Origin of the sequence: Pseudomonas sp. BMW13 (genome assembly GCF_013357275.1) — a bacterium.
GTDB classification, from domain to species: Bacteria; Pseudomonadota; Gammaproteobacteria; order Pseudomonadales; family Pseudomonadaceae; genus Aquipseudomonas; species Aquipseudomonas khazarica.
The window spans coordinates 77,909-102,688 of the sequence record NZ_SUKD01000014.1 but is presented as its reverse complement, the minus strand read 5'-3'; the positions used below and the strand labels follow the sequence as shown (position 1 = coordinate 102,688).

Annotated in this window: 25 protein-coding genes; 7 read left to right on the top strand and 18 right to left on the bottom strand. The window is 65.0% G+C overall.

The annotated features are described in order from the left end of the window. Nucleotides 1-42 precede the first annotated feature (42 nt). Together ptrC and E4487_RS24690 are read right to left on the bottom strand one after the other, a co-directional pair. Nucleotides 43-243, bottom strand: a complete 201-nt coding sequence (gene ptrC, locus E4487_RS12575) for a type III secretion system co-regulatory protein PtrC (RefSeq protein ID WP_037053098.1) — start codon at nt 241-243, stop codon at nt 43-45. Nucleotides 244-264: 21 nt separating this feature from the next. Continuing rightward, nucleotides 265-378 carry a PA2485 family small membrane protein gene (locus E4487_RS24690; RefSeq protein WP_277700522.1) on the bottom strand — a complete coding sequence of 38 codons (114 nt, stop codon included), beginning with the start codon at nt 376-378 and terminating at the stop codon, nt 265-267. A 298-nt stretch (nt 379-676) separates the two neighbouring features. On the opposite strand from E4487_RS24690, the gene E4487_RS12570 reads away from it, so the two are divergent. Then, nucleotides 677-1,402, top strand: coding sequence for an amidotransferase (locus tag E4487_RS12570; protein WP_037053097.1), 726 nt, complete (start codon nt 677-679; stop codon nt 1,400-1,402). A gap of 40 nt (nt 1,403-1,442) precedes the next feature. Here E4487_RS12570 and E4487_RS12565 read toward each other — a convergent pair whose 3' ends face one another. The 9 genes from E4487_RS12565 to acnB all read right to left on the bottom strand — a co-directional run bounded on the left by E4487_RS12565 (nt 1,443) and on the right by acnB (nt 10,739). Beyond that, nucleotides 1,443-1,685, bottom strand: coding sequence for a hypothetical protein (locus E4487_RS12565; protein WP_047588484.1), 243 nt, complete (start codon nt 1,683-1,685; stop codon nt 1,443-1,445). Between the two features lie 9 nt (nt 1,686-1,694). Further along, complete coding sequence (locus E4487_RS12560) at nt 1,695-1,889, bottom strand: hypothetical protein (protein ID WP_134675977.1); 195 nt, start codon at nt 1,887-1,889, stop codon at nt 1,695-1,697. 144 nt (nt 1,890-2,033) lie between these two features. Then, on the bottom strand, nt 2,034-2,756 hold the full coding sequence (locus E4487_RS12555) for a 1-acyl-sn-glycerol-3-phosphate acyltransferase (protein WP_037053094.1): 723 nt from the start codon (nt 2,754-2,756) through the stop codon (nt 2,034-2,036). Between the two features lie 160 nt (nt 2,757-2,916). Next, nucleotides 2,917-4,149, bottom strand: coding sequence for an alanine transaminase (alaC, locus tag E4487_RS12550; protein ID WP_037053093.1), 1,233 nt, complete (start codon nt 4,147-4,149; stop codon nt 2,917-2,919). Nucleotides 4,150-4,253: 104 nt separating this feature from the next. Further along, nucleotides 4,254-5,606 (bottom strand): pyridoxal-dependent decarboxylase, encoded by a 1,353-nt coding sequence (locus E4487_RS12545; protein ID WP_037053091.1) that lies wholly within the window; start codon nt 5,604-5,606, stop codon nt 4,254-4,256. 145 nt (nt 5,607-5,751) lie between these two features. Further along, entirely contained in the window at nt 5,752-6,330 is a 579-nt protein-coding gene (locus E4487_RS12540) for an ANTAR domain-containing response regulator (RefSeq protein ID WP_037053090.1), read from the bottom strand. An 18-nt stretch (nt 6,331-6,348) separates the two neighbouring features. Then, complete coding sequence (locus tag E4487_RS12535) at nt 6,349-7,554, bottom strand: CmpA/NrtA family ABC transporter substrate-binding protein (RefSeq protein ID WP_175253500.1); 1,206 nt, start codon at nt 7,552-7,554, stop codon at nt 6,349-6,351. A 227-nt stretch (nt 7,555-7,781) separates the two neighbouring features. Continuing rightward, a complete protein-coding gene (locus E4487_RS12530; protein WP_037053086.1) occupies nt 7,782-7,991 on the bottom strand; it encodes a YgdI/YgdR family lipoprotein in 210 nt (69 codons plus the stop codon). 147 nt (nt 7,992-8,138) lie between these two features. Continuing rightward, entirely contained in the window at nt 8,139-10,739 is a 2,601-nt protein-coding gene (acnB, locus tag E4487_RS12525; protein WP_134675997.1) for a bifunctional aconitate hydratase 2/2-methylisocitrate dehydratase, read from the bottom strand. 404 nt (nt 10,740-11,143) lie between these two features. Here acnB and E4487_RS12520 point away from each other — a divergent pair, with 404 nt between their 5' ends. After that, entirely contained in the window at nt 11,144-11,620 is a 477-nt protein-coding gene (locus E4487_RS12520) for a DUF1289 domain-containing protein (protein WP_037053082.1), read from the top strand. 65 nt (nt 11,621-11,685) lie between these two features. Here the strand turns inward: E4487_RS12520 and E4487_RS12515 are convergent, their stop codons facing one another. Continuing rightward, complete coding sequence (locus E4487_RS12515) at nt 11,686-12,549, bottom strand: universal stress protein (RefSeq protein WP_175253499.1); 864 nt, start codon at nt 12,547-12,549, stop codon at nt 11,686-11,688. A gap of 157 nt (nt 12,550-12,706) precedes the next feature. Between E4487_RS12515 and E4487_RS12510 the strand changes: the two genes are divergently transcribed. Then, the gene (locus tag E4487_RS12510; protein ID WP_175253498.1) at nt 12,707-13,360 is read left to right on the top strand and encodes a tRNA-(ms[2]io[6]A)-hydroxylase; all 654 of its coding nucleotides are present in this window, start codon (nt 12,707-12,709) and stop codon (nt 13,358-13,360) included. A gap of 447 nt (nt 13,361-13,807) precedes the next feature. On the opposite strand, the gene lpxH is transcribed toward E4487_RS12510, so the two are convergent. Both lpxH and E4487_RS12500 read right to left on the bottom strand, forming a co-directional pair. Continuing rightward, nucleotides 13,808-14,551, bottom strand: coding sequence for a UDP-2,3-diacylglucosamine diphosphatase (lpxH, locus tag E4487_RS12505; protein ID WP_152488574.1), 744 nt, complete (start codon nt 14,549-14,551; stop codon nt 13,808-13,810). 4 nt (nt 14,552-14,555) lie between these two features. Then, nucleotides 14,556-15,053, bottom strand: coding sequence for a peptidylprolyl isomerase (locus tag E4487_RS12500; protein WP_152488575.1), 498 nt, complete (start codon nt 15,051-15,053; stop codon nt 14,556-14,558). 160 nt (nt 15,054-15,213) lie between these two features. Between E4487_RS12500 and E4487_RS12495 the strand changes: the two genes are divergently transcribed. Together E4487_RS12495 and cysS are read left to right on the top strand one after the other, a co-directional pair. Further along, on the top strand, nt 15,214-16,878 hold the full coding sequence (locus E4487_RS12495; RefSeq protein WP_175253497.1) for a glutamine--tRNA ligase/YqeY domain fusion protein: 1,665 nt from the start codon (nt 15,214-15,216) through the stop codon (nt 16,876-16,878). A gap of 130 nt (nt 16,879-17,008) precedes the next feature. Beyond that, nucleotides 17,009-18,391 (top strand): cysteine--tRNA ligase, encoded by a 1,383-nt coding sequence (cysS, locus tag E4487_RS12490; protein WP_037053069.1) that lies wholly within the window; start codon nt 17,009-17,011, stop codon nt 18,389-18,391. 43 nt (nt 18,392-18,434) lie between these two features. Here cysS and E4487_RS12485 read toward each other — a convergent pair whose 3' ends face one another. After that, the gene (locus E4487_RS12485) at nt 18,435-19,394 is read right to left on the bottom strand and encodes a LysR family transcriptional regulator (protein ID WP_134675971.1); all 960 of its coding nucleotides are present in this window, start codon (nt 19,392-19,394) and stop codon (nt 18,435-18,437) included. 118 nt (nt 19,395-19,512) lie between these two features. On the opposite strand from E4487_RS12485, the gene E4487_RS12480 reads away from it, so the two are divergent. Then, nucleotides 19,513-20,262: a 3-oxoacyl-ACP reductase family protein gene (locus E4487_RS12480; RefSeq protein WP_037053065.1), complete on the top strand. Its 750-nt coding sequence runs from the start codon at nt 19,513-19,515 to the stop codon at nt 20,260-20,262. 73 nt (nt 20,263-20,335) lie between these two features. Here the strand turns inward: E4487_RS12480 and ampC are convergent, their stop codons facing one another. Together ampC and E4487_RS12470 are read right to left on the bottom strand one after the other, a co-directional pair. Further along, nucleotides 20,336-21,472 (bottom strand): class C beta-lactamase, encoded by a 1,137-nt coding sequence (gene ampC / locus E4487_RS12475; protein WP_175253496.1) that lies wholly within the window; start codon nt 21,470-21,472, stop codon nt 20,336-20,338. Between the two features lie 12 nt (nt 21,473-21,484). Further along, on the bottom strand, nt 21,485-21,922 hold the full coding sequence (locus E4487_RS12470; protein ID WP_175253495.1) for an Lrp/AsnC family transcriptional regulator: 438 nt from the start codon (nt 21,920-21,922) through the stop codon (nt 21,485-21,487). Between the two features lie 134 nt (nt 21,923-22,056). On the opposite strand from E4487_RS12470, the gene E4487_RS12465 reads away from it, so the two are divergent. Then, nucleotides 22,057-22,953 (top strand): DMT family transporter, encoded by an 897-nt coding sequence (locus E4487_RS12465; protein WP_175253494.1) that lies wholly within the window; start codon nt 22,057-22,059, stop codon nt 22,951-22,953. Here E4487_RS12465 and E4487_RS12460 read toward each other — a convergent pair. Continuing rightward, complete coding sequence (locus tag E4487_RS12460) at nt 22,943-24,778, bottom strand: sigma-54-dependent Fis family transcriptional regulator (protein ID WP_175253493.1); 1,836 nt, start codon at nt 24,776-24,778, stop codon at nt 22,943-22,945. The two genes, E4487_RS12465 and E4487_RS12460, sit on opposite strands and share 11 nt — an antisense overlap. Nucleotides 24,779-24,780 lie beyond the last annotated feature (2 nt).

The following is a 24,780-nucleotide window of genomic DNA, read 5'->3' as shown; positions in this document are numbered from 1 at the left end:
AGAGACGGCCCGATGGGCCGTTTCTTTTTTGGGGAGCGTCCGTCAGGCCGCCTGGCACCAGCCCTGCTGAATGCACACCGCTTCGTGAATGGCCAGCATCTCGCTGTAGCGGGTCGGCATGCGCAGGGTCAGCATGCTGCCGTCATCGAGCTGCAGGGCGGCTTCGCTCTCGAACTGCAGGCCGTCGTCTTGCAGGTGAACGTAGGTGACGCCATAGGCGTCCAGGCTGAGTTGGCTGTGCATGGCGGCTCTCCTGGCGGGTCGTCAGCTGGAACGGACGTCGCGGTTTGCCGGTGCCGCAGGGGCAGGACGAGCCGGGGCGGAGGTCTGGAAGGCGGAAGCAGCGGCGAAGCTGGCGAGCGCGGCATAAATGCTCATGATCGATTTCCTTCTGTGTGATGAGGGCGACTGCCCGGTGAAGTGATATTCACCGCAGGCTCGCCATCACAGAAGTGAATGGTGTGCATGGTAACTATCGAAGCGGCTGATAGCGTCTCGTGCAGCGCCACTGCGTCAGGGCGATGTCAATTTTAATTGACGAATGTTCGCAGCCTTGCACAGGGCTCCGGAACGCCGAATATGCGTGTAAATCAGGCTTGGCTATTTCTTTGTGTGGGGGCATGTGTTAAGAAAAACGCACAAATCGTCCTACCTTCGTGCTCACACAGGAAACCTCATGTCACTGCGTATCTGCATCCTGGAAACTGACATCCTCCGTCCCGAACTGGTCGACCAGTATCAGGGCTATGGCCGTATGTTCGAGCAGCTTTTCGCTCAGCAACCGGTTGCGGCGGAGTTCAGTGTCTACAACGTGGTGGAGGGGCATTACCCGCCCGACAGCGAGCAGTTCGACGCTTACCTGGTGACCGGCAGCAAGGCGGATTCGTTCGGCAGCGAGCCATGGATCCAGACCCTCAAGCAGTACCTGCTCGAGCGCTACCAGCGTGGCGACAAGCTGCTGGGCATCTGCTTCGGTCACCAGCTGCTGGCGCTGTTGCTGGGCGGCAAGGCCGAGCGTGCCGAGCAGGGCTGGGGCGTTGGCGTGCACAGCTATCGCCTGCAGGGCAACCCGGAGTGGATGAGCCCGGCGCTGGACGAGCTGCAACTGCTGATCAGCCACCAGGACCAGGTCACTCGCCTGCCGGAGAAGGCCACGCTGCTGGCGTCCAGCGACTTCTGCCCGATCGGTGCGTACCACATCGAGGATCAGGTGCTGTGCTTCCAGGGCCACCCCGAGTTCATCCACGATTACTCGCGGGCGCTGCTCGAGCTGCGTCAGCAGCACCTTGGCGAGCAGGTCTATCAGCAAGGGGTGGACAGCCTCAAGCACGCCCAGCAGGGCAGTGTGGTGGGCGAGTGGATGATGCGTTTCGTCGCCCAGGGCAGGAAAGCCAAGGTCTGAGCCTGATTCGCAGTCAGAAAGCCCGGATTTCCGGGCTTTTTCATGCCTGCCTGACGGGCAGGAAGTAGGGCGAGAAGCGCTCGTCGCGGCTGGGTGGCGGGCTGCTGCGCTGCCGCTTGAGGCTCTCGGCCAGGTCGAGGTGATGGGCGAGCTTGTGGCTGCACTCGATGTTGCGTGCCACCGCGCCAGCCGAGCCCTTGCCGATGCCGACCAGGGCCAGCAGGGTGGTCAGCAGGGCCATGCCGGCAAGCATCAGCAGGCGGCTCCGTTGGGTTCTGAGCATGGCCGCACCTCAGCTTGGCGAGAGGGCGCGCAACAGCGCCGGCAGCTGGCTGATCAGCGTCTGCAGCGGCGCCGACTGTTCGAAGGTCGGCGTGCTTGGCTTCAGGCTGGCATAGCTCAGCACCAGCACCGTGGAGGTGCTGATCAGATACAGGCCGATGGCTGCGAGGGCGCCGTTGCGGGCCGCTTGTGCGAGGCGTGACATGTCCGTGCTCCAGGTCTTGGGTAGGCGTGGGCACAGAATCGCTCAAGGCATTTCGATTGAATAATGGATGTGCAGCAGAGTAACTATCGATCGTTTTGATGGTTGCCGCGGGTTGTCGGTGCGCACCGACAACCCGCCTGCCAGTCAGGCGCTGGCCAGTTCCGCGTCCATGCTGCTGATGCACTCGCGCATGGCCTGCTGGCAGCGCTCCATCAGCGCCGGCATGTCGTCCAGGCTCAGGCCGGCAGTGGGGATGGCCGGCAGCGAGCGGATCAGGATGCGGCCGCTGTTCCAGCGGTTGAGACGCATGGACCTGGCATAGTTGCTCACGCACACCGGAATGATCGGAACACCGGCGTTGATCGCCATCTGGAAGGCGCCTTTCTTGAACGGCAGCAGGCCACGGCCGAGATTGCGCGTGCCCTCCGGGAACACCCAGATCGAGGTGTCGTGATCACGCAGGGTTGCGGTGGTGGTCAGCATGGCCCGCTTGGCAGCCAGGGCATTGCTGCGGTCGATCAGCACGTTGCCCGCCAGCCAGTACAGCTGGCCGAAGAACGGCACCCATTTGAGGCTCTTCTTGCCGATGCTCACCGTGCGCCTGGGCACCACGCGGCCCAGCACGTACAGGTCGAAGTTGGACTGATGGTTGGCGATGATCACGCATGAGCGCTGGTGTTCCAGCAGCGGACGGACGTCGGCCTTGAGCTTGAGGCGCAGCAGGCACAGCGCGGGCAGCGAGTAGAGGCGTGCGCAGAGGCGGCTGTTGTCCGGGTTGAAGGGGCGGCACAGGCCGAGCAGCAGGCCGAGCAGCCCGGCGAAGATGAAATGCACGCCCATCAGCAGCATGCGCAGAACGAAGAGCATCGAGGTACGACCGTCAGGGAAGGGGCGCGCAGTGTACGGGCGTTCACTCTGCCGGGCAATTCCCCGGAACTACCAGCTGAGGTTGGTAAACGTCATGAATTGTCGCAGATCTTGTCAGCTTTGCCGCTGATGGAGAAAGGGCGCCTTGCGGCGCCCTCTGTCACTGTTCCTGCTCGGCTCTGGCGGGCTTGCCCGGCAGCAGGCCGTCGGCCCTGAACATCGCCTTGATCCCGCGCAGCGCCTGGCGCGTGCGGTCCTGGTTCTCGATCAGGGCGAAGCGGACGTGGTCGTCGCCGTAGTCACCGAAGCCCAGGCCGGGCGACACGCAGACCTTGGCTTCGGCCAGCAGCTTCTTGGCGAACTCCAGCGAGCCCAGATGCGCGTAGGCCTCGGGAATCTTGGCCCAGACGTACATCGAGGCCTTGGGCTTCTCTACCATCCAGCCGATCTCGTGCAGCCCCTTGACCAGCAGGTTGCGACGCTGGCGGTACTGCTCGGCGATATCGCGCACGCATTGCTGGTCGCCTTCCAGGGCGGCGATGGCGGCCACCTGCAGGGGCGTGAAGGTGCCGTAGTCGTGGTAGCTCTTGATCCGCGCCAGGGCGTTGACCAGCTCGGGGTTGCCGACCATGAAACCGATGCGCCAGCCGGCCATGTTGTAGCTCTTGGACAGGGTGAAGAATTCCACCGCGATGTCCTTGGCACCTGGCACCTGCATGATCGACGGGGCCTTCCAGCCGTCGTAGACGATGTCGGCATAGGCCAGGTCATGCACCACCAGTACGTCGTACTGCTTGGCCAGGGCGACCACGCGTTCGAAGAAGTCCAGCTCCACGCACTGTGCGGTGGGGTTGGAGGGGAAGCCCAGGATCATCATCTTCGGCTTGGGAATCGACTCGCGGATGGCGCGTTCCAGTTCCGCGAAGAAGTCCACGCCCGGCACCAGCGGTACCGAGCGCACCTGGGCGCCGGCGATCACCGCGCCGTAGATGTGGATCGGGTAGCTGGGGTTGGGCACCAGCACGGTGTCACCATGATCCAGGGTGGCCAGCATCAGGTGCGCCAGGCCTTCCTTGGAGCCGATGGTGACGATGGCTTCGCTTTCCGGATCGATCTCCACGTCGTAGCGGTCCTTGTACCAGCGCGAGATGGCGCGGCGCAGGCGTGGAATACCGCGGGAGGTGGAGTATCCGTGGGTGTCTTCGCGCTGGGCGACCTGCACGAGCTTCTCGACGATGTGCGGCGGAGTCGCACCGTCGGGGTTGCCCATGGAGAAGTCGATGATGTCTTCACCGCGACGGCGTGCAGCCATCTTCAGTTCGGCGGTGATGTTGAAGACGTAGGGGGGGAGACGATCGATGCGCGCAAAGCGGCGCTTGGCGTTCTCTGCCATGATTTCCTCGGATACGTAAGCGCCCGGAACCGTCCGAGCGACGTTGGTCACTGCTGTGACCTGGCGGCGACGATACGCCTGTGGCCGCCAGGCTGTCCAGCGCGCTATGCGCCGCTCTGGCGCTTGAGTCGCAGCAGCAGTTCGGCCAGAGCCTGGATGTCCTCGTCAGTGGTACGCCAGGACGAGACGCTCAGGCGGAACGCCGGGCGTCCCTGCCAGCGGGTCGGGCCGAACCAGGCCTCGCCACTGCCCTGGACCGCCTCGCGGATGGCGTCTGTCTGTGCGTCCGAGTCGGCGCGTACCAGCACCTGATTCAGCGGCACCTGGTTGAGCACCTGGTAGCCACCAGCGCTGAGGGCGTCGGCGAGCAGGCGGGCCTGGCGAATGTGTCGGTCGATCATGCGCCGCAGGCCGTCGCGGCCGAGGTTGGCCAGTGCCGCCCAGATCGCCACGCCGCGCGCCCGGCGGGAGAACTCCAGGGTCAGGTTGGTCTGCGCGTGGGCACTGGCCATGGCGTAGGCGGCGTCGCTGTTCATCGCCGCAGCCAGGGCGCTGGCGTCCCGGCAGATGGCCATGGCACTGTCGTAAGGGGTGTTGAGCCATTTGTGCCCATCGCAGGTCCAGCTGTCGGCCTGCTCGATGCCGGCGGCCAGGTGCGCCGACGACGAGGCCCGCGCCCAGAGCCCGAAGGCGCCGTCGACATGCACCCAGGCGCCAGCGGCGCGGGCCCTGGGGATCAGTTCGGCGAACGGGTCGAACTCGCCGCTGTTGACCTCGCCGGCCTGCAGGATCAGCAGGCTGCGTGCATCCAGCGGCGGCAGACGCGCCGGGTCGATGCGCCCGCGTTCGTCGACCGGTGCGTAGATCAGCTGATTCATGCCGAAGCCGAGCACGCGCAGGGCCTTCTTCACGGTGACGTGCGCCGTTTCCGAGAGCACCACGCGCAGCGCTGGCGCACCGGTCAGGCCATCACCATCGAAATCCCAGCCCTGCTCGGCGAGCAGCTTGCGCCGAGCGGCGGCGATGCAGGTCAGGGTGCAGGCGGTGGCGCTGGTGCCGAAGCCGACCGCGCTCTGCGCCGGCAGCCCCAGGGCCTGGCATACCCAGCGCCCGGCGACCCGTTCGAGCTGGTCGACCACCGGCGAGTTGTTGAAGGACGAGGCGCACTGGTCCCAGGCCAGCACCAGGCGTTCGGCGGCGGCCGCCGCCGGCAGCGTCGCGCCGATGACGAAGCCGAAGTAGCGCCCGCCGTTGCTTGCCACCGTCGCGGGTGAGCCGATGTCATCGAGCTGGCGCAGCACCTGCTCGGCGGCGTGACCCTGCTCCGGCAGTGGCTGGTCGAAGGCGGCCAGGGCGGCGATGGCAGGGGCGTCGGGGAAGACCCGGCGCGTGGGGGTACCGTCCAGGTAGGCGAGGGCGCGGCGGTCGGCTTCGGCCAGCAGGTCGTGTTCGGTCATGAAGGGTTCCTCGGCTAGGGGTTGTCTACCCTAGCCGAGGCCGGCGGGACGGGGCATACACAGGCGCCGGCGAAGGCGACTGTAACAGTTGCCTGACTGATACAGTCCGTACCGGTACAGTTAACTGTTTCAGCGGTACAGTTGCTCAGCCGCCGAGCATGTCGTGCATGGCGATGATCTGTTCGGCGACCTGGATCAGCTTCTGCTGGCGACTCATGGCCTGGCGCCGCATCAGGGTGTAGGCATCCTCTTCATTGCAGCTCTTCATCTTCATCAGCAGGCCCTTGGCCAGCTCCACGCGCTTGCGCTCGGCCAGCTGTGCGTCGCGGGCCTGCAATTGCGCGCGCAAGGCCTGGTCGCTCTCGAAGCGCGCCATGGCGACGTCGAGGATCGGTTGCAGGCGCTGGGCGTGGATGCCCTCGACGATGTAGGCGCTGACACCGCTCTGGATCGCCTGGCGCATCACGCCGGGGTCGTGCTCGTCGGTGAACATGACGATCGGCCGTGGCTGGTCGCGGCTGACCAGGACCACCTGTTCCATGACGTCGCGTCCGGGCGATTCGGTGTCGATCAGGATGACGTCGGGGCGCACCGCCTCGACGCGCTCGGGCAGGTCGATGGTCAGCCCTGATTCGTCGATCACCTCGAAGCCGGCCTCGACCAGCGCGGTCTTGAGGCGGCCGACCTTCTTGGGCGTGTCGTTGATCAGCAGGATACGCAGCATCGATGGCTCTCCGGGCAGTTACAGGGCGGCAGCCGGGCTGTCGGCCAGGGCGTGGAGGTGGAAGCTGCGGGCATAGGCGGCCGGGTCGCTGCCGTCCCAGCGGGTGCCGTCCTGAAGCGTGGAGCTGCGCATCTCGGCGGGTACGGCAATGCCCAGCGCGCTGGCGGCCTGGCGATACAGCGCCAGTTGCTGCACCTGGCGGGCGATGCCGAGGTAGTCCGGGTCGCTGCGCAGCAGGCCCCAGCGGCGGAACTGGGTCATGAACCACATGGCGTCGGACAGGTAGGGCTGGTTGACCAGGCCGCCCGCATGGAAGCGCAGCGGGTGCTCGTCCTGCCAGGTGCGCCCCAGGCCGTCCTGATACTGGCCAAGGAAGCGTGGCGTGATGGCTGACACCGGGGCGTTGACGTATTCGCTGCCGCTGAGCAGCTGGGCGGTGCTGCGCTTGTTCTCTTCGTTGTCGTCGATGAAACGGGCGGCGTCGAGCACGGCCATGATCAGGGCGCGCGCGGTGTTGGGGTTCTGCTCGACGAAGGCGCGGGTGCAACCCAGCACCTTCTCCGGGTGGTCCGGCCAGATCGCCTGGATGGTGGTGACGGTGCAGCCCAGCTGTTCGTCGACGGCCTTGGCGGTCCAGGGTTCGCCGACGCAGAAGCCGTCGATGCGCCGCGCTTCGAGGTGCTCGACCATCTGTGGCGGCGGGACCACCACGCTGTCGACATCGCGCAGCGGATGGATGCCCTGACTGGCCAGCCAGTAGTAGAGCCACATGGCGTGGGTGCCGGTGGGGAAGGTCTGTGCGAAGGTCAGGCGTGCCTCATGCTGGTGCACGTGCTGCCTGAGTGCCTCGCCGTTGGTCACGCCGGCCGCCTGCAGGCTGTGCGACAGGTTGATGCTCTGGCCGTTCTGGTTCAGCCCCATCAGCACTGCCATGTCGGTGGCGGGGGCGCCACCGAGGCCCAGCTGCACCCCGTAGATCAACCCGTACAGGCTGTGCGCGGCATCCAGCTCGCCGCTGAGCAGGCGGTCGCGCAGGCTGGCCCAGGACGTCTGGCGATGCAGCCTGAGGCTCAGTCCGTACTTCTCGGCGAAGCCCTGAGTGGCGGCCACCACCACCGAGGCGGAGTCGCTCAGGGCCATGAAGCCGATGTTCAGGACGCTCTTCTCAGGGGCATCGCTGCCCCAGGCCGGGGCGTCGTCGCGAGGGGGGTCGTGTTCGCTCATGTCGCTTCCTTAACGCTCACGCAAATAACGGCAGCCGTCCATCAGAACGCCGCGCCCGCCTCATGGCGTCACCAGTGACGGTGGGCAGGGATGGTTGGCCATAAAAAAACGTCGTACCCGATCCGGCGCGGATGCCCGGATCAGATACGACGCCGTTGTCGATCGAGCCTATCCGTCGTTGGAAAGGCTGCTTGCATGGGGTTGAAGCAAGGGGTATGCCAGTGCGTTCAGCGCTCCAGAACCTGCTTCACGCTGGTCTGCGGGATCTGTTGCTTGCGGCCTTCACTATCGGTGAACTGAAGCATGCCGGTATCGGAGTCAAGCTTGGGCTTGCCATCGCTGGTGAGCATCTGGCCGTCAGTGGTCGTGATGATGTACTCGCTGGCGCAGCCGACCAGTCCGAAAAGGCACAGGGCTACGATGATCCATGGCTTCATGATGTGCTCCTGAAAGGTTGCGGGGGAATCCCCACAAATGACGTTAGCTGCTGCCGTAACGTCTGCAAGACAGTGCGGCAAAAGGTCCTTTCCGGCGCCCATGAAAAAGCCCCGCACTGGGCGGGGCTCCTTGCTGCAACGCTGGGATCAGGCCTGAACGACCGGGATCTGGGCGTTGGCCGCAGCTTCACGGAAGTCTGCGATCTGGTCGAAGCTCAGGTAGCGGTAGATGTCGCCAGCCATGCTGTCGATGTCCTTCGCGTAGGCCATGTACTCCTCGACGGTCGGCAGCTTGCCGAGAATCGAAGCGACCGCAGCCAGTTCGGCAGAGGCCAGGTACACGTTGGCGCCATCGCCCAGACGGTTCGGGAAGTTACGGGTGGAGGTCGAGACCACGGTGGAGTTGGCAGCGACGCGAGCCTGGTTACCCATGCACAGCGAGCAGCCCGGCATTTCCATGCGCGCGCCGGCCTTGCCGTAGATGCCGTAGTAGCCTTCCTCGGTCAGCTGGTGGGCATCCATCTTGGTCGGCGGCGACAGCCACAGACGAGTCGGGATGCCGCCCTTGACCTTGTCCAGCAGCTTGCCGGCAGCGCGGAAGTGACCGATGTTGGTCATGCACGAACCGATGAACACTTCGTCGATCTTGTCGCCGGCCACGGTGGACAGCAGACGGGCGTCGTCCGGATCGTTCGGGGCGCACAGTACCGGCTCGTTGAGCTCGGCCAGGTCGATCTCGATGATTTCCGAGTACTCGGCGTCCTTGTCGGCTTCCATCAGCACCGGGTTGGCCAGCCAGGCTTCCATCGCCTGGGCACGACGCTCCAGGGTACGGGCATCGCCGTAGCCTTCGCTGATCATCCAGCGCAGCAGGGTGATGTTGGACTGCAGGTATTCGGCAATGGCCGCTTCCGGCAGTTTGATGGTGCAGCCGGCGGCCGAACGCTCGGCGGAGGCGTCGGACAGCTCGAACGCCTGCTCGACGGTCAGGTTGTCCAGGCCTTCGATCTCGAGGATGCGGCCGGAGAAGATGTTCTTCTTGCCTTTCTTCTCGACGGTCAGCAGGCCTTTCTGGATGGCGTAGTAAGGGATCGCATGAACCAGGTCACGCAGGGTGATACCGGGTTGCATCTTGCCCTTGAAGCGCACCAGAACGGATTCCGGCATGTCCAGCGGCATGACGCCGGTGGCGGCGGCGAAGGCCACCAGGCCGGAACCGGCCGGGAAGCTGATGCCGATCGGGAAACGGGTGTGCGAATCGCCACCGGTGCCGACGGTGTCAGGCAGCAGCATGCGGTTCAGCCAGCTGTGGATGATGCCGTCGCCCGGACGCAGGGACACGCCGCCACGGGTGCGGATGAAATCCGGCAGGGTGTGGTGGGTGGTGACGTCGATCGGCTTCGGATAGGCCGCAGTGTGGCAGAAGGACTGCATCACCAGGTCAGCGGAGAAGCCCAGGCAAGCCAGGTCTTTCAGCTCGTCGCGGGTCATCGGACCGGTGGTGTCCTGGGAACCGACGGTGGTCATCTTCGGTTCGCAGTAGGTGCCCGGACGCACGCCTTCGACGCCGCAGGCCTTGCCGACCATCTTCTGCGCCAGGGTGAAGCCCTTGCCGCTGTCAGCCGGTTGCTCCGGCTTCTTGAACAGCTCGGAAGCGCCCAGGCCCAGCTCGGCACGCGCCTTCTCGGTCAGGCCGCGGCCGACGATCAGCGGGATACGGCCGCCAGCGCGGACTTCGTCGAGCAGCACCGGGGTCTTCAGTTCGAAGGTGGTGATGACGTCGTCGGTGCCGTGCTTGCAGACCTTGCCAGCGTACGGGTAGACATCGATCACGTCGCCCATGTTGATGTTCGAGACATCGAACTCGATCGGCAGGGCGCCGGCATCTTCCATGGTGTTGTAGAAGATCGGAGCGATCTTGGTGCCGAAGCAGAAACCGCCGGCACGCTTGTTCGGAACGTAGGGGATGTCGTCGCCGAAGAACCACAGCACCGAGTTGGTGGCGGACTTGCGGGACGAACCGGTACCGACCACGTCACCGACGTAGGCGACCGGGAAGCCCTTGGCCTTGATCTCTTCGATCTGCTTCAGCGGGCCGATGGCGCCTTGCTGCTCCGGCACGATGCCGTCGCGGGCCATTTTCAGCATGGCCAGGGCGTGCAGCGGGATGTCGGGGCGCGACCAGGCGTCCGGGGCAGGGGACAGGTCGTCGGTGTTGGTTTCGCCCGGGACCTTGAACACGGCCAGGCTGTATTTCTCGGCGATGGCCGGCTTGTTGGTGAACCACTCGCCATCGGCCCAAGACTGCAGCACGGCCTTGGCGTTGGCATTGCCGGCCTTGGCTTTCTCGGCGACGTCGTGGAAGGCGTCGAACATCAGCAGGGTGTGCTTGAGCTGCTCGGCGGCAACGGTGCCGAGGGCGGCATCGTCCAGCAGGTCGACCAGGGTGGCGATGTTGTAGCCGCCCTGCATGGTGCCCAGCAGTTCAGCGGCGCGCTGCTTGCTGATCAGCGGGGAAGTGGCTTCGCCCTTGGCAACGGCAGAGAGGAAACCGGCCTTGACGTAGGCGGCTTCGTCCACGCCTGGCGGCACGCGGTTGGTGATCAGGTCTACGAGGAATTCTTCTTCGCCAGCCGGCGGGTTTTTCAGCAGCTCGACCAGGCCTGCGGTTTGTTCGGCGTTCAGCGGCTGGGGCACGATACCCTGAGCGGCACGCTCTGCTACGTGTTTGCGATAGGCTTCAAGCACAGTTATTACCCTCATCAGTGGTCCCAAAGGGTTGTCCGGGACGCGATCCAGATACTCACGAATCAGGCGCTTTTCGACTTTATGAGCCGATCAGCCGAGATTGCATGAGTCTCTTGTAGAAGCTGCTTTCAAAGTTTTACGCCGGCAGGACGGGTTCTGATGAGGGCTGACGCAGGCACTCGGGGGGACTTCGAGCGGCTGCGTCGCCATCGTACCTGCAGGATCGACTGTGCTCGTGACGCTTTGAAAACAGCTTCCAACGGACATTGGCGCCGTAAAAGGCGGGCCGATTCTACTGGAAAGCGCGGACAAAGTTAAGCCGACGTCCCTGTATTGGTAGGGGTGATCTGGATTAGACAAAGGGCTAAGATGCTCGGCCGTTCTGCTGCCTATATCGCTTTGCCATGTCCAATCAGCGCATCAAGACGCCTTGTGTAGGCTTGTGTTCGACCGTCTATGGCGATGTGGTCTGCCGCGGTTGCAAGCGCTTCCACCACGAGGTGATCAACTGGAACAGCTACGGCGACGAGGAGAAGCGCGCCGTCTGGACGCGCCTGGAAGTCCTGTTGGTGCAGGTGATGGCGGCCAAGCTGGAGGTGTTCGACGAGCAGCGCCTGCGGAGCCAGCTGGAGCAGCGGCAGATCCGCTTCGTGCCGCAGCAGTCGCCCTATTGCTGGGCGTATCAGCTGATCGCGCGCGGCGCGCGCATGATCAATCAGCTGGAGGCTTACGGCATGGTACTGCTCCCGGAGTTTCGCGACTGGGGCCTGCCCGAGCTGCGCGATGCCATCGACCGCGAGTTCTTCCTGTTGTCCGAGGCGCACTACGAGCGCTACATCGCTCCGAAATTCCTGCGCGAAGGCCTGGAAGTAAGGGTCTAGTCCGACACCGGCAGATACAAAAATGCCGCTCGACCTCGAGCGGCATTTTCATTTCCGGGGCAGCTTCAGCGCTGCGCCACCAGTTCTTCGAGGTGGGCGATCACCTCATCCGGCTTGAGCACCAGGACATCGCTTTCCAGTGCATCGAGCACCACCTCGGCCGTGTTGCCGATCAGCGCGCCGGAGAGCCCCGTGCGCGCCACCGTGCCGATCACCGTGACGGCGGCGCCGAGGCGGTGAGCCATTTGCGGGATCACCACGTCGGCAGGGCCCTCGACCACGTGCAGGCGCTCGTCGCTGATGTCGTACTCGGCCTGGAAGCTGCGGCATTGCTCGCGGTAGCGCGCCTCGATGGTCTCTTTCAGCTGGTAGGTCGGATCGACGGCGGACAGCATGGGCGTCGGGTGGGCGGTGATGACGTGCAGGGTGCCCTTGGCCAGCCCGGCGATATCGTAGCCGTGGCTGATGATGCCGGCATGCAGGGTGCGATGCTCGCCATCGGCATTGCCCACATCCACGGCGGCGAGGACGCTGCCGCCGGTCCATGGGCGGTCGGTCTTGACCATCAGCACCGGCCCCGGACAGTAGCGCAGGAGCTTCCAGTCCTCGGGGGTGAGCAGGGCTTTCTTCAGAGGGTTGTCCGGCAGGTGCTGCTTGACCACCAGGTTGCAGCCTTCGGCCTGCTGCACCGTGATGATGGTCTGGTGCAGGTTGTCGTGCCAGGACTGCTGGGTGGAGACGCTGAAGCCCTCCTGGGTGAGGCCACTGCTGAGGTCGTTGAGCCAGGCGCTGTGATCGCCCTTCTTGTCGCACACCAGCAGATGCAGGTGCGACTGGGTGACTCCAGCTATCAGTTTGGCCCGCTTCAGTGCCAGGCCTTCCGGGTGTTGGGGCTCCATCACCACCAGAATACTGCGAATCGCTTGCATGGTCGTCTCCCTGAGAATGAATAGCGCTTATCCAACTATAGGTGCGCCGGCTTCAGCCGCTCGTTGACCTGTATCAACGCTGTGCTGGTCGACGGGCCTGTCACTCGTATAATGGCCCGCCATTTTCAACCTCGCCAGCACCATGAGCGCTTCAAATATGATGTCAAATGCCGAGCATATTCCGAGTAACGGCGAAGAACCTGTGTCGATCCTGCAGGAAATTCTCGGCTTTCTTGGCGGCGTCGCCACACCGGATGCCTGGCTGGACGAGGCCTTGCGTCAGCAGGAGATCCTGCTGCTCGATCACCGCAACCTGGAGTACAAGGCCGCACAGACAGCCCTGAGCCTCATGGGACGCTACCTGACCAAGACCGAATTGACCGCGAGAATGTCGCGTTTGGCCCGTGAGGAGCTGGTGCACTTCGAGCAGGTGAGCAAGATCATTCGCGGCCGGGGTATCGAGATTCGCCACGTATCGGCGTCGCGCTACGCCGCCGGCCTGCGTGCGCTGCTGCGCAATGGTGAAGTCGAGCGGCTGGTGGACGTGCTGGTGGTGGGTGCCTTCATCGAGGCGCGTTCATGCGAGCGCTTCGCCGCGCTGGTGCCGCGTCTGGACGCCGAGCTGGCCAAGTTCTACGCCGGGCTGCTGGAAAGCGAAGGGCGCCACTACCGGGGCTATCTCAAGCTCGCCTACCTGTACGGCGATGCGGCCGATGTCGATGCGCGCATTGAGGTCGTGCGGGGCGTGGAGCAGGAACTGATCACCACGCCGGACGAGCAGTTCCGTTTCCACAGTGGTGTACCGGCATAAGGCTGCGGCGGCGGTGGCGACCTCAGATTGAGCATTTGTACGGGCTACGGTTTGGAGGCGTTTGGCCGGGTAGGGCGGGTGAAACCCGCCGCGAGGGAGATGGCGGGTTTCACCCGCCCTACATCGCTGCATAAGGCCGCGGCGGCGGTGGCCACCTCAGATTGAGCACTGTAGGAGCGGCTTCAGCCGCGAACATTGCAATAGTGGCCTTTCGCGGCTGAAGCCGCTCCTACGAATTTGTACGGGCTACGGCTCGGAGGCGTTTGGCCGGGTAGGGCGGGTGAAACCCGCCGTGAGGGAGATGGCGGGTTTCACCCGCCCTACATCGCTGCATAAGGCCGCGGCGGCGGTGGTGACCTCAGATTGAGCACTGTAGGAGCGGCTTCAGCCGCGAACATTGCAACAGCGGCCTTTCGCGGCTGAAGCCGCTCCTACAGGATGGTATGGCTACGGCTCGCAGGCGTTTGCGGGAGCAAGCTCGAACGGCGCCTGGTTGAAGCCCTCGTCATCGATCTGCAGCGCCCAGCCCTGGCGATCCCAGTCGCCCAGCACGATGCGCCGTGCCGGCTGGCCGTTCACCTCCAGCTCATGCACGGCCGGGCGATGGGTGTGGCCATGGATCAGCGTGCGCACGCCATGCGCGGCCATGACCCTGAGCACTTCCTGCGGCGTGACGTCGACGATCTCACTGGCCTTCATCCGCGTTTGCGCGCGGCTTTCGTTGCGCAGCTTGCGTGCCAGCTTCTGCCGGGTGGCGAGCGGCAGATTGCGCAGGACCAGCAGTGACAGCGGGTTGCGCAGCCAGCGCCGCAGCTTCATGTAGCCGACATCCAGGGTGCACAGGCTGTCGCCGTGCATCAGCAGTACGCGCTCACCGCCCAGTTGCACCGTGCAGGGATCGCTGAGCAGGGTGCAGCCGGCCTCGCGGCAGAATGCCTTGCCGATGAGAAAGTCGCGGTTGCCGTGCATCAGGTGGATGCGCGTGCCGGCATCGCTCAGCTCGCGCAGGGCGCGGGCGATCTCATGCTGGAAGGGCGACATGCCGTCGTCGCCGATCCAGACCTCGAAGAAGTCGCCAAGGATGTACAGCGCCTCGGCCTGGCGCGCGCGCGTGGCGAGAAAATGCAGAAACGCCCGGGTGATGTCCGGGCGTTTCTCTTCGAGGTGCAGATCGGAGATCAGCAGGATCATCGACTTACTCGGCTACGACTTCGGCCTTCTCGATGACCACGTCGTCGACCGGTACGTCCTGGTGGCCGGCTTTCATGGTGGTGGAGACGCCCTTGATCTTCTCGACCACGTCCATGCCTTCGACCACTTCACCGAACACGGCGTAGCCCCAGCCCTGAACGGTCGGTGCGCTGTGGTTGAGGAAGCTGTTGTCGGCGACGTTGATGAAGAACTGCGCGCTGGCCGAATGCGGCTCCATGGTGCGGGCCATGGCGACGGTGCCGACCTTGTTGGCGACGCCGTTGTTGGCTTCGTTCTTGATCGGTGCACGGGTCGGCTTCTGCTTCATGCCCGGCTCGAAACCGCCGCCCTGGATCATGAAGTTGCCGATCACACGGTGGAAGATGGTGCCGTCGTAGTGGCCTTCCTTCACGTATTGCTCGAAGTTGGCCACGGTTTCCGGGGCCTTGTCGGCGAACAGGTTCAGGGTGATGACGCCGTGGTTGGTGTGCAGTTTGATCATGATCGTATCCGTGATGAGGCAGGTTCGAGCGCTCGGCTCGTGGATGAACAGCGCTTGTCAGGGTGGCATGCACCCTGTCAGGGGCTTGACAGGTTGGTTATGATACGGACTTTGCCCGAGGCGGCCTACCCTGTGCCGCGCCAGTATTGTTAAGGACACCATGAGCAAGCCCACCGTCGAAAAAGCCGCCAACTTCCTGCGCCCCATCGTCCAGGCCGATCTGGACAGCGGCAAGCACGCCCAGATCGTGACCCGCTTTCCGCCGGAGCCCAACGGCTACCTGCACATCGGTCATGCCAAGAGCATCTGTCTGAACTTCGGCCTGGCCGAAGAGTTCGGCGGCCAGTGCAACCTGCGTTTCGACGACACCAACCCGGCCAAGGAAGACCAGGAATACATCGACGCGATCAAGGTCGACGTCGAGTGGCTGGGCTTCAAGTGGGCGGGCGAAGAGCGCTACGCCTCCAACTACTTCGACCAGCTGCATGCCTGGGCCATCGAGCTGATCAAGGCGGGCAAGGCCTTCGTCTGCGATCTGAACGCCGAAGAAATGCGCGAATACCGTGGCAACCTCACCGAGCCGGGCAAGAACAGCCCGTTCCGTGAGCGTTCGGTGGAGGAGAACCTGGACCTGTTCGCCCGCATGAAGGCTGGCGAGTTCGCGGACGGCGCCCGTTCGCTGCGTGCCAAGATCGACATGACCTCGCCGAACATCAACCTGCGCGACCCGATCCTCTATCGCATCCGCCATGCCCATCACCACCAGACGGGCGACAAGTGGTGCATCTACCCGAGCTACGACTTCACCCACGGTCAGTCCGACGCGATCGAGGGCGTGACGCACTCGATCTGCACCCTGGAGTTCGAGGATCACCGTCCGCTGTACGAATGGTTCCTGGCCAACCTGCCGGTGCCGGCGGCGCCGCGTCAGTACGAATTCGCCCGCCTGAACCTGAACTACACCATCACCAGCAAGCGCAAGCTCAAGCAGCTCGTCGACGAGAAACACGTCGATGGCTGGGACGACCCGCGCATGTCGACGCTGTCCGGTTACCGCCGTCGCGGTTACACCCCGGCGTCGATCCGCACCTTCTGCGACATGATCGGCGTCAACCGTGCCGGTGGCCTGGTGGATATCGGCATGCTGGAATTCGCCATTCGTGACGACCTGGACGCCAACGCCGCGCGCGCCATGTGCGTGCTCAAGCCGCTCAAGGTGGTGATCACCAACTACCCGGAAGGCCAGGTCGAGAACCTCGAGCTGCCGCGCCACCCGAAGCAGGACATGGGCGTGCGCGTGCTGCCGTTCTCCCGCGAGATCTACATCGATGCCAGCGACTTCGAGGAAACTCCGCCGGACGGCTTCAAGCGTCTGATCCCCGGTGGCGAAGTGCGCCTGCGCGGCAGCTACGTGATCCGCGCCGACGAGGCCGTCAAGGACGCCGCCGGCAACATCGTCGAGCTGCGTTGCTCCTACGACGAGAACACCCTCGGCAAGAACCCGGAAGGGCGCAAGGTCAAGGGCGTGATCCACTGGGTGCCGGCGGCCGAGAGCGTGGCCTGCGAAGTGCGCCTGTACGATCGCCTGTTCCGTTCGGCCAACCCGGAGAAAGCGGAAGAGGGCGGCAGCTTCCTCGACAACATCAACCCGGATTCGCTGGTGGTGCTCACCGGTTGCCGTGCCGAGCCGTCGCTGGCCCAGGCTACTGCCGATGATCGCTTCCAGTTCGAGCGCGAAGGCTACTTCTGCCTGGACAAGGACTCGACCGCCGATGCCCTGGTGTTCAACCGTACCGTGACCCTGCGCGACTCCTGGGGGCAATAACGGCTGGCAAATCGCTGCGCTCGATCGGGCAGCGTCGATGCGAGGTTGGCAAAGCGTTTGCTCACCTCGCCCCGCGTTGCCTGATCATCGCGCGCTGCCTTGCAAGCCGTGCTTGAGGAATTAGAGAAAGATGCTGAGCATTTACAACACCCTGAGCAAGACCAAGGACGCCTTCCAGCCGCTGATCGGCAACCAGGTGCGCATGTACGTGTGCGGCATGACCGTGTACGACTACTGCCATATCGGTCACGCCCGCGTGATGGTCGCCTTCGACGTGGTCACCCGCTGGCTGCGTCAGCGCGGCTATGACGTGACCTACGTGCGCAACATCACCGACATCGACGACAAGATCATCCGCCGCGCCAACGAGAACGGCGAGCCGTTCGAGGCGCTGGTCGAGCGCATGATCGCCGCGATGCACGAGGACGAAGCGCGTCTGTCCGTGCTGCGCCCGGACATCGAGCCGCGCGCCACCGGCCATATCGCCGGCATGCACCAGATGATCCAGACCCTGATCGACAAGGGCTTCGCCTATGCGCCGGGCAATGGCGACGTGTACTACCGCGTCACCAAGTTCGAGACCTACGGCAAGCTGTCGCGGCGCAAGATCGACGAGCTGAAGATCGGCGCGCGCATCGAAGTCGACGAAATCAAGGAAGATCCGCTGGACTTCGTTCTGTGGAAAGGCGCCAAGCCGGGTGAGCCGAGCTGGGACTCGCCGTGGGGCAAGGGCCGTCCCGGCTGGCACATCGAGTGCTCGGTGATGTCCACCTGCTGCCTGGGCGAGACCTTCGACATCCACGGCGGTGGCCCGGACCTGGTGTTCCCGCACCACGAGAACGAGATCGCGCAGAGCGAGGCGGCGACCGGCAAGCAGTACGCCAAGGCCTGGATGCATGCCGGGGCGGTGCGCGTCGATGGCGAGAAGATGTCCAAGAGCCTGGGCAATTTCTTCACCATCCGCGAGGTGCTGGAGAAGTATCACCCGGAGGTGGTGCGTTACCTGCTGGTGTCCAGCCATTACCGCAGCCCGATCAACTACTCCGAAGAGAGCCTCAAGGAAGCCAAGGGCGCCCTGGAACGCTTCTACAACGGCCTCAAGGGCCTGCCGGAGCTGGCGCCTGCCGGTGGCGAAGCCTTCGTCGAGCGCTTCGGCGCGGCGATGGACGATGACTTCAACTCGCCGGAAGCCTGTGCGGTGCTGTTCGAGATGATCCGTGAGGTCAACCGCCTGCGCGAATCCGACGTGCAGGCCGCTGCCGGCCTGGCCGCCCAGCTCAAGCAGCTGGCCGCCGTGCTGGGCGTGCTGCAGCTGGAGCCGGAAGCCTTCCTTCAGGCGGGCGCTGCCGGCAAGGTCGATGCGGCCGAGGTCGAGGCACTGATCGCCGCGCGCCTGCAGGCGCGTGCCGAGAAGAACTGGGCGGAAAGCGACCGCATCCGTGACCAGATCACCGCCATGGGCGTGGTACTGGAAGACGGCAAGGGCGGTACCACCTGGCGCTTGGCCGAGTAAGCCCCGACGCTGAACGACGAAGGCCGCTGTGAAGCGGCCTTCGTCATTTTCGGGGGGGCTCCGTGGTGGCGGCCATGGGGTTGCGCGCATCGAAACGCTGCGCCCAGCGGTGTTCACGGAAACGCTCGACGATGAAGTCGATGAACACCCGCGTCTTGGCCGGCAGCAGCTTCTGCGCACTGAAGTAGAGGCTCAGGCTGCCGGTGTCCACGTACCAGTCCGGCAGCACCCGTTGCAGCTCACCGCGCTGCAGGTAGGGCAGCGCGTGCACGGTGCTGACCAGGGTGATGCCCAGGTCCTGCAGGGCGGCATGACAGGCGGCCTCGGGGTCGTTCATGGTCATGCGCCGGTTCAGCTCCAGGGTGGCCTGGCGCTCATCCGCCGTGCGCAGGGGCCAGCTGCGTACGCGCCCGGTCTGCGGCGAGCGGATCAGGATACCGTCATGCCGTGCCAGGTCCTCCGGCGTCCGAATGACAGCATGCCTGGCGAGATAGCCTGGCGAGGCCAGCAGCACCCGATGAGCGGGGGCCAACTGGCGAGCGATCGCACCGGGCGGTAGCTCGAAGCCGCCGCCGATGGCCGCATCGAAGCCTTCGCCGATCAGGTCCACGGCGCGGTTGTCGAAGTGCCAGTCTGGGGTGATCGCCGGATAGCGGGCGAGGAAGTCGCTCAGGTGCGGCAGGATGTAATCACGGCCGAAGGCGACGCCCATGCTCACCTTGAGCCGGCCAGCGGGCTGGCCCTGGCTGCTGGCGAGATTGGCCACCGCGCTCTGGATGCTCGCCAGCCCGCCGCTCACCTGCGCGAGAAACCGTTCGCCGGCCTCGGTCAGCGTCAGGCGCCGGGTGCTGCGCAGGAACAGGCGCACTCCGAGGCTGGACTCCAGACGTGCAACGTTCTTGCCGACAGCGGCGGGGGTCAGGCCCAGGCGCCTGGCGGCCTCGGCGAAACTGCCGGCTTCTGCCGTGCGGACGAAACATTCGATGCTGCTGAGGGTTTCCATGGGTCGCCTGTAAACCATTGGTATCGAATGAATATAGCAATTGCCGGCTTATTGGTTGTGAGTCCTGGGTGAATACTGAGTCCGTGTCCCAATCAAACCTCAGTTCCAGGAGATTCCCATGAGCATCAAGAAAACCCTCGAAGGCAAAGTCGCATTCATCCAAGGTGGTTCGCGCGGCATTGGCGCCGCGATCGCCCAGCGCCTGGCGCAGGAAGGCGCTGCAGTGGCCCTGACCTACGTGTCCTCTGCTGCGGGTGCACTCGACGTCGTGGCCGGTATCGAAGCGGCCGGTGGCCGCGCCATCGCGATTCAGGCCGACAGTCGTGACGAACAGGCGATTCGTGCCGCCATCCGCCATACGCTGGAGAGTCTCGGTGGCCTCGATATTCTGGTGAACAATGCCGGTGTGCTGGCCGTCGCCCCCATCGAAACCTTCAGCATCGAGGATCTGGACCGCACGCTGGACGTGAACGTGCGCAGCGTGGTGATCGCCAGCCAGGAGGCTGCCCGGGTGATGGGCGAGGGCGGGCGGATCATCACCATCGGCAGCACCAACGCCGAGCGCATGCCGTTCGCCGGTGGCTCCGTCTATGCCTTGAGCAAGGCGGCGGTGGCCGGCTTCACCAAGGGGCTGGCCCGTGACCTGGGGCCGCGCGGCATCACGGTCAACAACGTTCAGCCTGGCCCGGTGGATACCGACATGAACCCCGATCAGGGTGATTTCGCCGAGTCGCTGAAGCAGACCATGGCCCTGCCGCGTTATGGCAAGGCAGAGGAAATCGCCAGTTTCGTGGCGTACCTGGCAGGCCCCGAAGCGGCCTACATCACCGGCGCCAATCTGACGATCGACGGTGGTTTCTCGGCCTGACCTCAGCTTCTCGATCGACGACGCCCGTCGCCTCAGCGGCGGGCGTCGTCGTTTGGCTCACGAGCTGCGCCGGCTAGGGTGCAATGGCCTCGAGCAGTTGCAGCGCCAGGCGCACACGCTCGGCGTTGGGGTAGTTGCGGTTGGCGAGTATCACCAGCCCGGTGTCCCGTGCGGGCAGCAGCAGGATGTAGGCGCCGAAGCCATTGGTCGAGCCGGTCTTGTTCAGCAGCAGATCGCCTTCGGCAGGCTTGGCCACGGCGAAGCGCTCGACGGGATGCGGCTGCAGGGCCATGTCGGCGGAGTTGCCAGCCTGCAGCTGTTCCAGGCTGATGGGGTAGGCGTAGCGTTCCCAGCCGAGGGCCTGGGTCATGTCACCGACCTGGTAGTAGCCGCGATGAGTGGCGCTGACGGCCTGGTGCAGCGGCGAGGGCAGGCGATCCGGGTGCAGGTTGACCTCGATGAAGCGCAGCATGTCGGTGGCGCTGGATTTCAACCCGTAGGCTTCGGCATCCAGGGCGCCGGGGCCTACGCGCATGGCCTTGTCGTCGCGGTAGCCCCAGGCGTAGTGCTGCATCTGCCCGGCCGGTATCTGCACGTAGCTTTCCTGCATGCCCAGTCGTGGCAGCAGGTCCTGCTCCATCACCTGCTGGAAGGGTTCGGCCAGGCTGGCCGCCGCCAGGTGGCCGAACAGGCCGATGCTCGGGTTGGAATACAGGCGACGGGTGCCGGCCGGATAGACGGCCTGCCAGTTGCGGTAGTAGTCGAGCATCTGGCGCTCGTCGCCTACCGCGTCCGGGAACTGCAGCGGCAGGCCGCCGGCGCTGTAGGTCGCCAGGTCCAGCAGGCTGATATGGTCGAACGCGCTGCCTTGCAGGGCTGGCAGGTACTGGCTGGCGTTGTCGCTGAGGTTCAGGGTGCCACGCGCCTGCGCGTAGGTGCCGAGGGTGGCGGTGAACAGTTTGCTGATCGAGCCCAGCTCGAACAGCGTGTGACGATCCACGGCCTGGCCGCTTTCGCGGGAGGCGACGCCATAGTCGAAGAAGTGCTGCTGCCCCTTGTGGCTGATGGCGATGGCCATGCCGGGGATGGCGTAGGCCTGCATCACGGGTTTCACGGCAGCGTCGACGGCCGGGCGCAGTTCGGCGAGCGCGTTCTGGCTGGCCAGGCAGAGGCCGAGTGCGGCGAGCAGGGGGCGTAGGGAGGAGGGCATGAGCGTTCCTTGTCAGTTCATCGGTGGCAATCGGCGCGGGACCGAGGTCTTCTTGACGATGGCGGTGTTGGTTTCGGCATGGCCGTTGAGGCGATCGAGCACCTCGTCCAGCTGTTCCATGGAGCGCACGTGCAGGCGCGCGATGAAACAGTCCTCGCCGGTGACCTTGTCGCATTCGGTGAATTCGGGTGTGGCCTGGATCAGTCGTTCGACTTCGTGCAGTTTGCCGGGCAGCGGCCTGACGCGAACGATGGCCTGCAACTGGTAGCCGAAATGCCGTGGGTCGATCTCCACGGTGTAGCCCCTCAGCACGCCGCGCTCCTCCAGGCGGCGCAGGCGTTCGGCCACGCTGGGGGAGGACAGGCCACTGAGCTGCGCCAGTGCTTTCAGCGAGCGCCGCGAGTCGGCCATCAATGCGGCGATCAGGGGCTGGTCGATTTCATCGGTCATTGCAGGCCTCGTTAGGTAAAAGCCGGAATCTGCCGTTGTAAAAAAGGTGAGGGCTGGATTCTGCCTCAGATTCTCCATGGAGCGAGAAGTTGCACCTTCGCATAATGGCAGCTCATTTCAATGAGGATCGACCCGTGGACGAGAAGCTCAAGCGTGGCTCGCTGGAAATGATCGCCGCCATGCTGATTTCCGGCACCATCGGCTGGTTCGTGCTGCTTTCCGGCCAGGTGGTGGTGGACGTGGTGTTCTGGCGCTGCCTGATCGGTGGGGGCATGTTGCTGTTGGTCTGCGCCGCGCTCGGTCTGTTGCGTGCCGAGCTGCTCGGGCGGCGCGTGCTGCTGCTGGGCGTGCTCAGCGGCGTGGCCATCGTCGGCAACTGGCTGTTGTTGTTCGCCTCCTACACGCAGGCCTCCATCGCCGTCAGCACGGTGGTGTACAACGTTCAGCCGTTCATGCTGGTGGGGTTGGCGGCGCTGTTTCTCGGCGAACGCCTGACCTGGCTCAAGCTCGCCTGGCTGGCCCTGGCGTTCGTCGGCATGCTGGCCATCGTCAGTGCTCATGGCCGGGGTGCCGTGGCCGGCGCCAACTACCTGATGGGCATCGGGTTGGCGCTGGGGGCGGCGCTGCTCTATGCGATCGCCGCATTGATCGTCAAACGCCTCAGCGACACGCCGCCGCACCTGATCGCGCTGATCCAGCTGGTGACCGGGGTGATCCTGCTGGCGCCGCTGATGGGGCGTGAACTGCCGCAGGGCGAGGTCGCCTGGGCCAGCCTGCTGGCCTTGGGGCTCGTGCATACCGGGTTGATGTACCTGCTGCTGTATGGCGCGATCCAGAAACTGCCGACGGCGGTGACCGGCGCACTGTCATTCATCTACCCGGTGGCGGCGATTCTGGTCGACTGGCTGGCCTTCGACCACTGGCTGAGCCCGCTGCAGTGGTTCGGTGTCGCGGCCATCCTGCTGGCGGCGGCGGGCATGCAGCGCGGATGGCGGCCGGCTGTCTGGGTGCGGCGCGTGATCAAGGCCTGACGCCCTGTTCACGCAGGCGCTTGTACAGGGTGTTGCGGCTCAGGCCGAGGTGGCGCGCCAGGTAGGAGATATTGCCGCCGCAGGCCTGGTACTGGCTGGCCAGGTCGTCGCTGTCTGCCACGGGCAGTGACGGCTGCGGCGCCGCGCCGGGCAGGTCGGTGAAAAAGTCGTCCGGCAGGTGTTCGGCGCGAATCGGCTGGTCGTCGGCCATGGCCAGCGCGACGCGCAGCACGCTGCTGAGCTGGCGCAGGTTGCCCGGCCAGGGGTGGCGCTGGAATAGTTCGAGTACCTCGCGACTGAGCCCCGCCCACTGCCTGGGTTCGCGGTGCTGTTCCCAGAGCTTCTGGAACAGGGCCGCCTTGTCGGTGCGTTCGCGCAGCGGCGGCAGCTCCAGGTTCAGGCCGCTGATGCGGTAGTAGAGGTCGGCGCGAAACTGGCCATTGTCGATGTCCTGGCGCAACGGGCGGTTGGTCGCGGAGATCAGGCGCACGTCCACCGGGTGCAACTCGCTGCTGCCCAGCGGCTGCACGCAGCGTTCCTGCAGGACACGCAGCAATCGGGCCTGGACGCGCAGCGGCATGTCGCCGATTTCGTCGAGAAACAGCGTGCCCTTGTGCGCCTTGCGGATCAGGCCGACATGGCCCTTCTGGCTGGCGCCGGTGAAGGCGCCTTTCTCGTAGCCGAACAGCTCCGACTCCACCAGCTCCGCCGGGATGGCGGCGCAGTTGACCGCGATGAACGCCTGGTTGGCGCGTGAGCTGGAGCGGTGCAGGGCCTTGACGAAGACCTCCTTGCCGGCGCCGGTTTCACCCTGCACCAGAATCGGGATGTCCTTCTCCAGCAGGCGTTCGGCCTGGCGAATGGCCTTGTCCACTCTGGCGTCGCCCAGGTTGAGTGCGTGCAGGTGCGGCTCCTGCTCGCTGCGGCTGGTCAGCGGCGGGCGGAAGTCGCGGGGTTGAACGGGGGCTGGCCGGGTAGGGCGGCGCACCCGCGCGTGGAAGCGAAAGTGGCCGCTGGTACGCAGGTTGAAGGGCAGGTTGTCCGGCTGGTTGAGCAACTGCTGCAGCGGCACGTCGAACAGCTGCTCGATGGCGCAGTAGGCAAGGGGTTGCCCGAGCAGGTTGTCGGCACGGCGGTTCGCCGAGACCACGTGGCCCTGCTCGTCGAACACCACCAGCCCGGCCCAGGGGCTGTCGAGGTTGTCCAGGCTGGTATTGAAGCTGAGCAGGTGGTACTGCTCGGCGAACAGCTTGAGGATCAGGCGGTTCTCCACCGACTGGCTCATCATCTTGACCATGCCCAGGGTGTGCGCGGGCGGCAGGTAGCTGTCGCTGGACACGTCGAGCACGGCGACCATGCGTCGCTGCTCGTCGAAGATCGGTGAGGCCGAGCCGGTCATGAAGCGGTTCGCCTTGAGGAAGTGCTCGTCGTGCTGGATGTGCACGGCCTGGCCGCAGCTGAGCGCGGTGCCGATGGCATTGGTGCCGGTGTAGCGCTCCAGCCAGCTGGCGCCGGCGACGAAGCCCGCGGCCTGGCGCGGTTCGATGAAGCGCTGGTCGCCCCAGGACTGCAACAGCCGGCCCTGCTCGTCGGCGAGCATGATCAGGCAGTTGGAGTTGGCCAGGATGGTGCCGTAGTAGGGCAGCACTTCCTGGTGGGTGGTCTGTACCAGTGCCTGGCGGCTCTCCAGCAGGGCCGAGAGTTCACCGGGAGGGGGCGGGTCGAAGCAGGGCGGACTCTGGTGGGTCAGGCCGTAGTCACGGCAGCGCGACCAGGATTGCTCGATGATGGTGTCGTGCGCCTGCGCGCGGGCAGCTTCTGTCATGG

What these genes read in the sequence shown, in the direction of transcription:
- ptrC (WP_037053098.1), bottom strand. Translation starts at nt 243, where the DNA reads ATGCACAGCCAACTCAGCCTGGACGCCTATGGCGTCACCTACGTTCAC.
- E4487_RS24690 (WP_277700522.1), bottom strand. Translation starts at nt 378, where the DNA reads ATGAGCATTTATGCCGCGCTCGCCAGCTTCGCCGCTGCTTCCGCCTTC.
- E4487_RS12570 (WP_037053097.1), top strand. Translation starts at nt 677, where the DNA reads ATGTCACTGCGTATCTGCATCCTGGAAACTGACATCCTCCGTCCCGAA.
- E4487_RS12565 (WP_047588484.1), bottom strand. Translation starts at nt 1,685, where the DNA reads ATGCTCAGAACCCAACGGAGCCGCCTGCTGATGCTTGCCGGCATGGCC.
- E4487_RS12560 (WP_134675977.1), bottom strand. Translation starts at nt 1,889, where the DNA reads ATGTCACGCCTCGCACAAGCGGCCCGCAACGGCGCCCTCGCAGCCATC.
- E4487_RS12555 (WP_037053094.1), bottom strand. Translation starts at nt 2,756, where the DNA reads ATGCTCTTCGTTCTGCGCATGCTGCTGATGGGCGTGCATTTCATCTTC.
- alaC (WP_037053093.1), bottom strand. Translation starts at nt 4,149, where the DNA reads ATGGCAGAGAACGCCAAGCGCCGCTTTGCGCGCATCGATCGTCTCCCC.
- E4487_RS12545 (WP_037053091.1), bottom strand. Translation starts at nt 5,606, where the DNA reads ATGACCGAACACGACCTGCTGGCCGAAGCCGACCGCCGCGCCCTCGCC.
- E4487_RS12540 (WP_037053090.1), bottom strand. Translation starts at nt 6,330, where the DNA reads ATGCTGCGTATCCTGCTGATCAACGACACGCCCAAGAAGGTCGGCCGC.
- E4487_RS12535 (WP_175253500.1), bottom strand. Translation starts at nt 7,554, where the DNA reads ATGAGCGAACACGACCCCCCTCGCGACGACGCCCCGGCCTGGGGCAGC.
- E4487_RS12530 (WP_037053086.1), bottom strand. Translation starts at nt 7,991, where the DNA reads ATGAAGCCATGGATCATCGTAGCCCTGTGCCTTTTCGGACTGGTCGGC.
- E4487_RS12520 (WP_037053082.1), top strand. Translation starts at nt 11,144, where the DNA reads ATGTCCAATCAGCGCATCAAGACGCCTTGTGTAGGCTTGTGTTCGACC.
- E4487_RS12515 (WP_175253499.1), bottom strand. Translation starts at nt 12,549, where the DNA reads ATGCAAGCGATTCGCAGTATTCTGGTGGTGATGGAGCCCCAACACCCG.
- E4487_RS12510 (WP_175253498.1), top strand. Translation starts at nt 12,707, where the DNA reads ATGATGTCAAATGCCGAGCATATTCCGAGTAACGGCGAAGAACCTGTG.
- lpxH (WP_152488574.1), bottom strand. Translation starts at nt 14,551, where the DNA reads ATGATCCTGCTGATCTCCGATCTGCACCTCGAAGAGAAACGCCCGGAC.
- E4487_RS12500 (WP_152488575.1), bottom strand. Translation starts at nt 15,053, where the DNA reads ATGATCAAACTGCACACCAACCACGGCGTCATCACCCTGAACCTGTTC.
- E4487_RS12495 (WP_175253497.1), top strand. Translation starts at nt 15,214, where the DNA reads ATGAGCAAGCCCACCGTCGAAAAAGCCGCCAACTTCCTGCGCCCCATC.
- cysS (WP_037053069.1), top strand. Translation starts at nt 17,009, where the DNA reads ATGCTGAGCATTTACAACACCCTGAGCAAGACCAAGGACGCCTTCCAG.
- E4487_RS12485 (WP_134675971.1), bottom strand. Translation starts at nt 19,394, where the DNA reads ATGGAAACCCTCAGCAGCATCGAATGTTTCGTCCGCACGGCAGAAGCC.
- E4487_RS12480 (WP_037053065.1), top strand. Translation starts at nt 19,513, where the DNA reads ATGAGCATCAAGAAAACCCTCGAAGGCAAAGTCGCATTCATCCAAGGT.
- ampC (WP_175253496.1), bottom strand. Translation starts at nt 21,472, where the DNA reads ATGCCCTCCTCCCTACGCCCCCTGCTCGCCGCACTCGGCCTCTGCCTG.
- E4487_RS12470 (WP_175253495.1), bottom strand. Translation starts at nt 21,922, where the DNA reads ATGACCGATGAAATCGACCAGCCCCTGATCGCCGCATTGATGGCCGAC.
- E4487_RS12460 (WP_175253493.1), bottom strand. Translation starts at nt 24,778, where the DNA reads ATGACAGAAGCTGCCCGCGCGCAGGCGCACGACACCATCATCGAGCAA.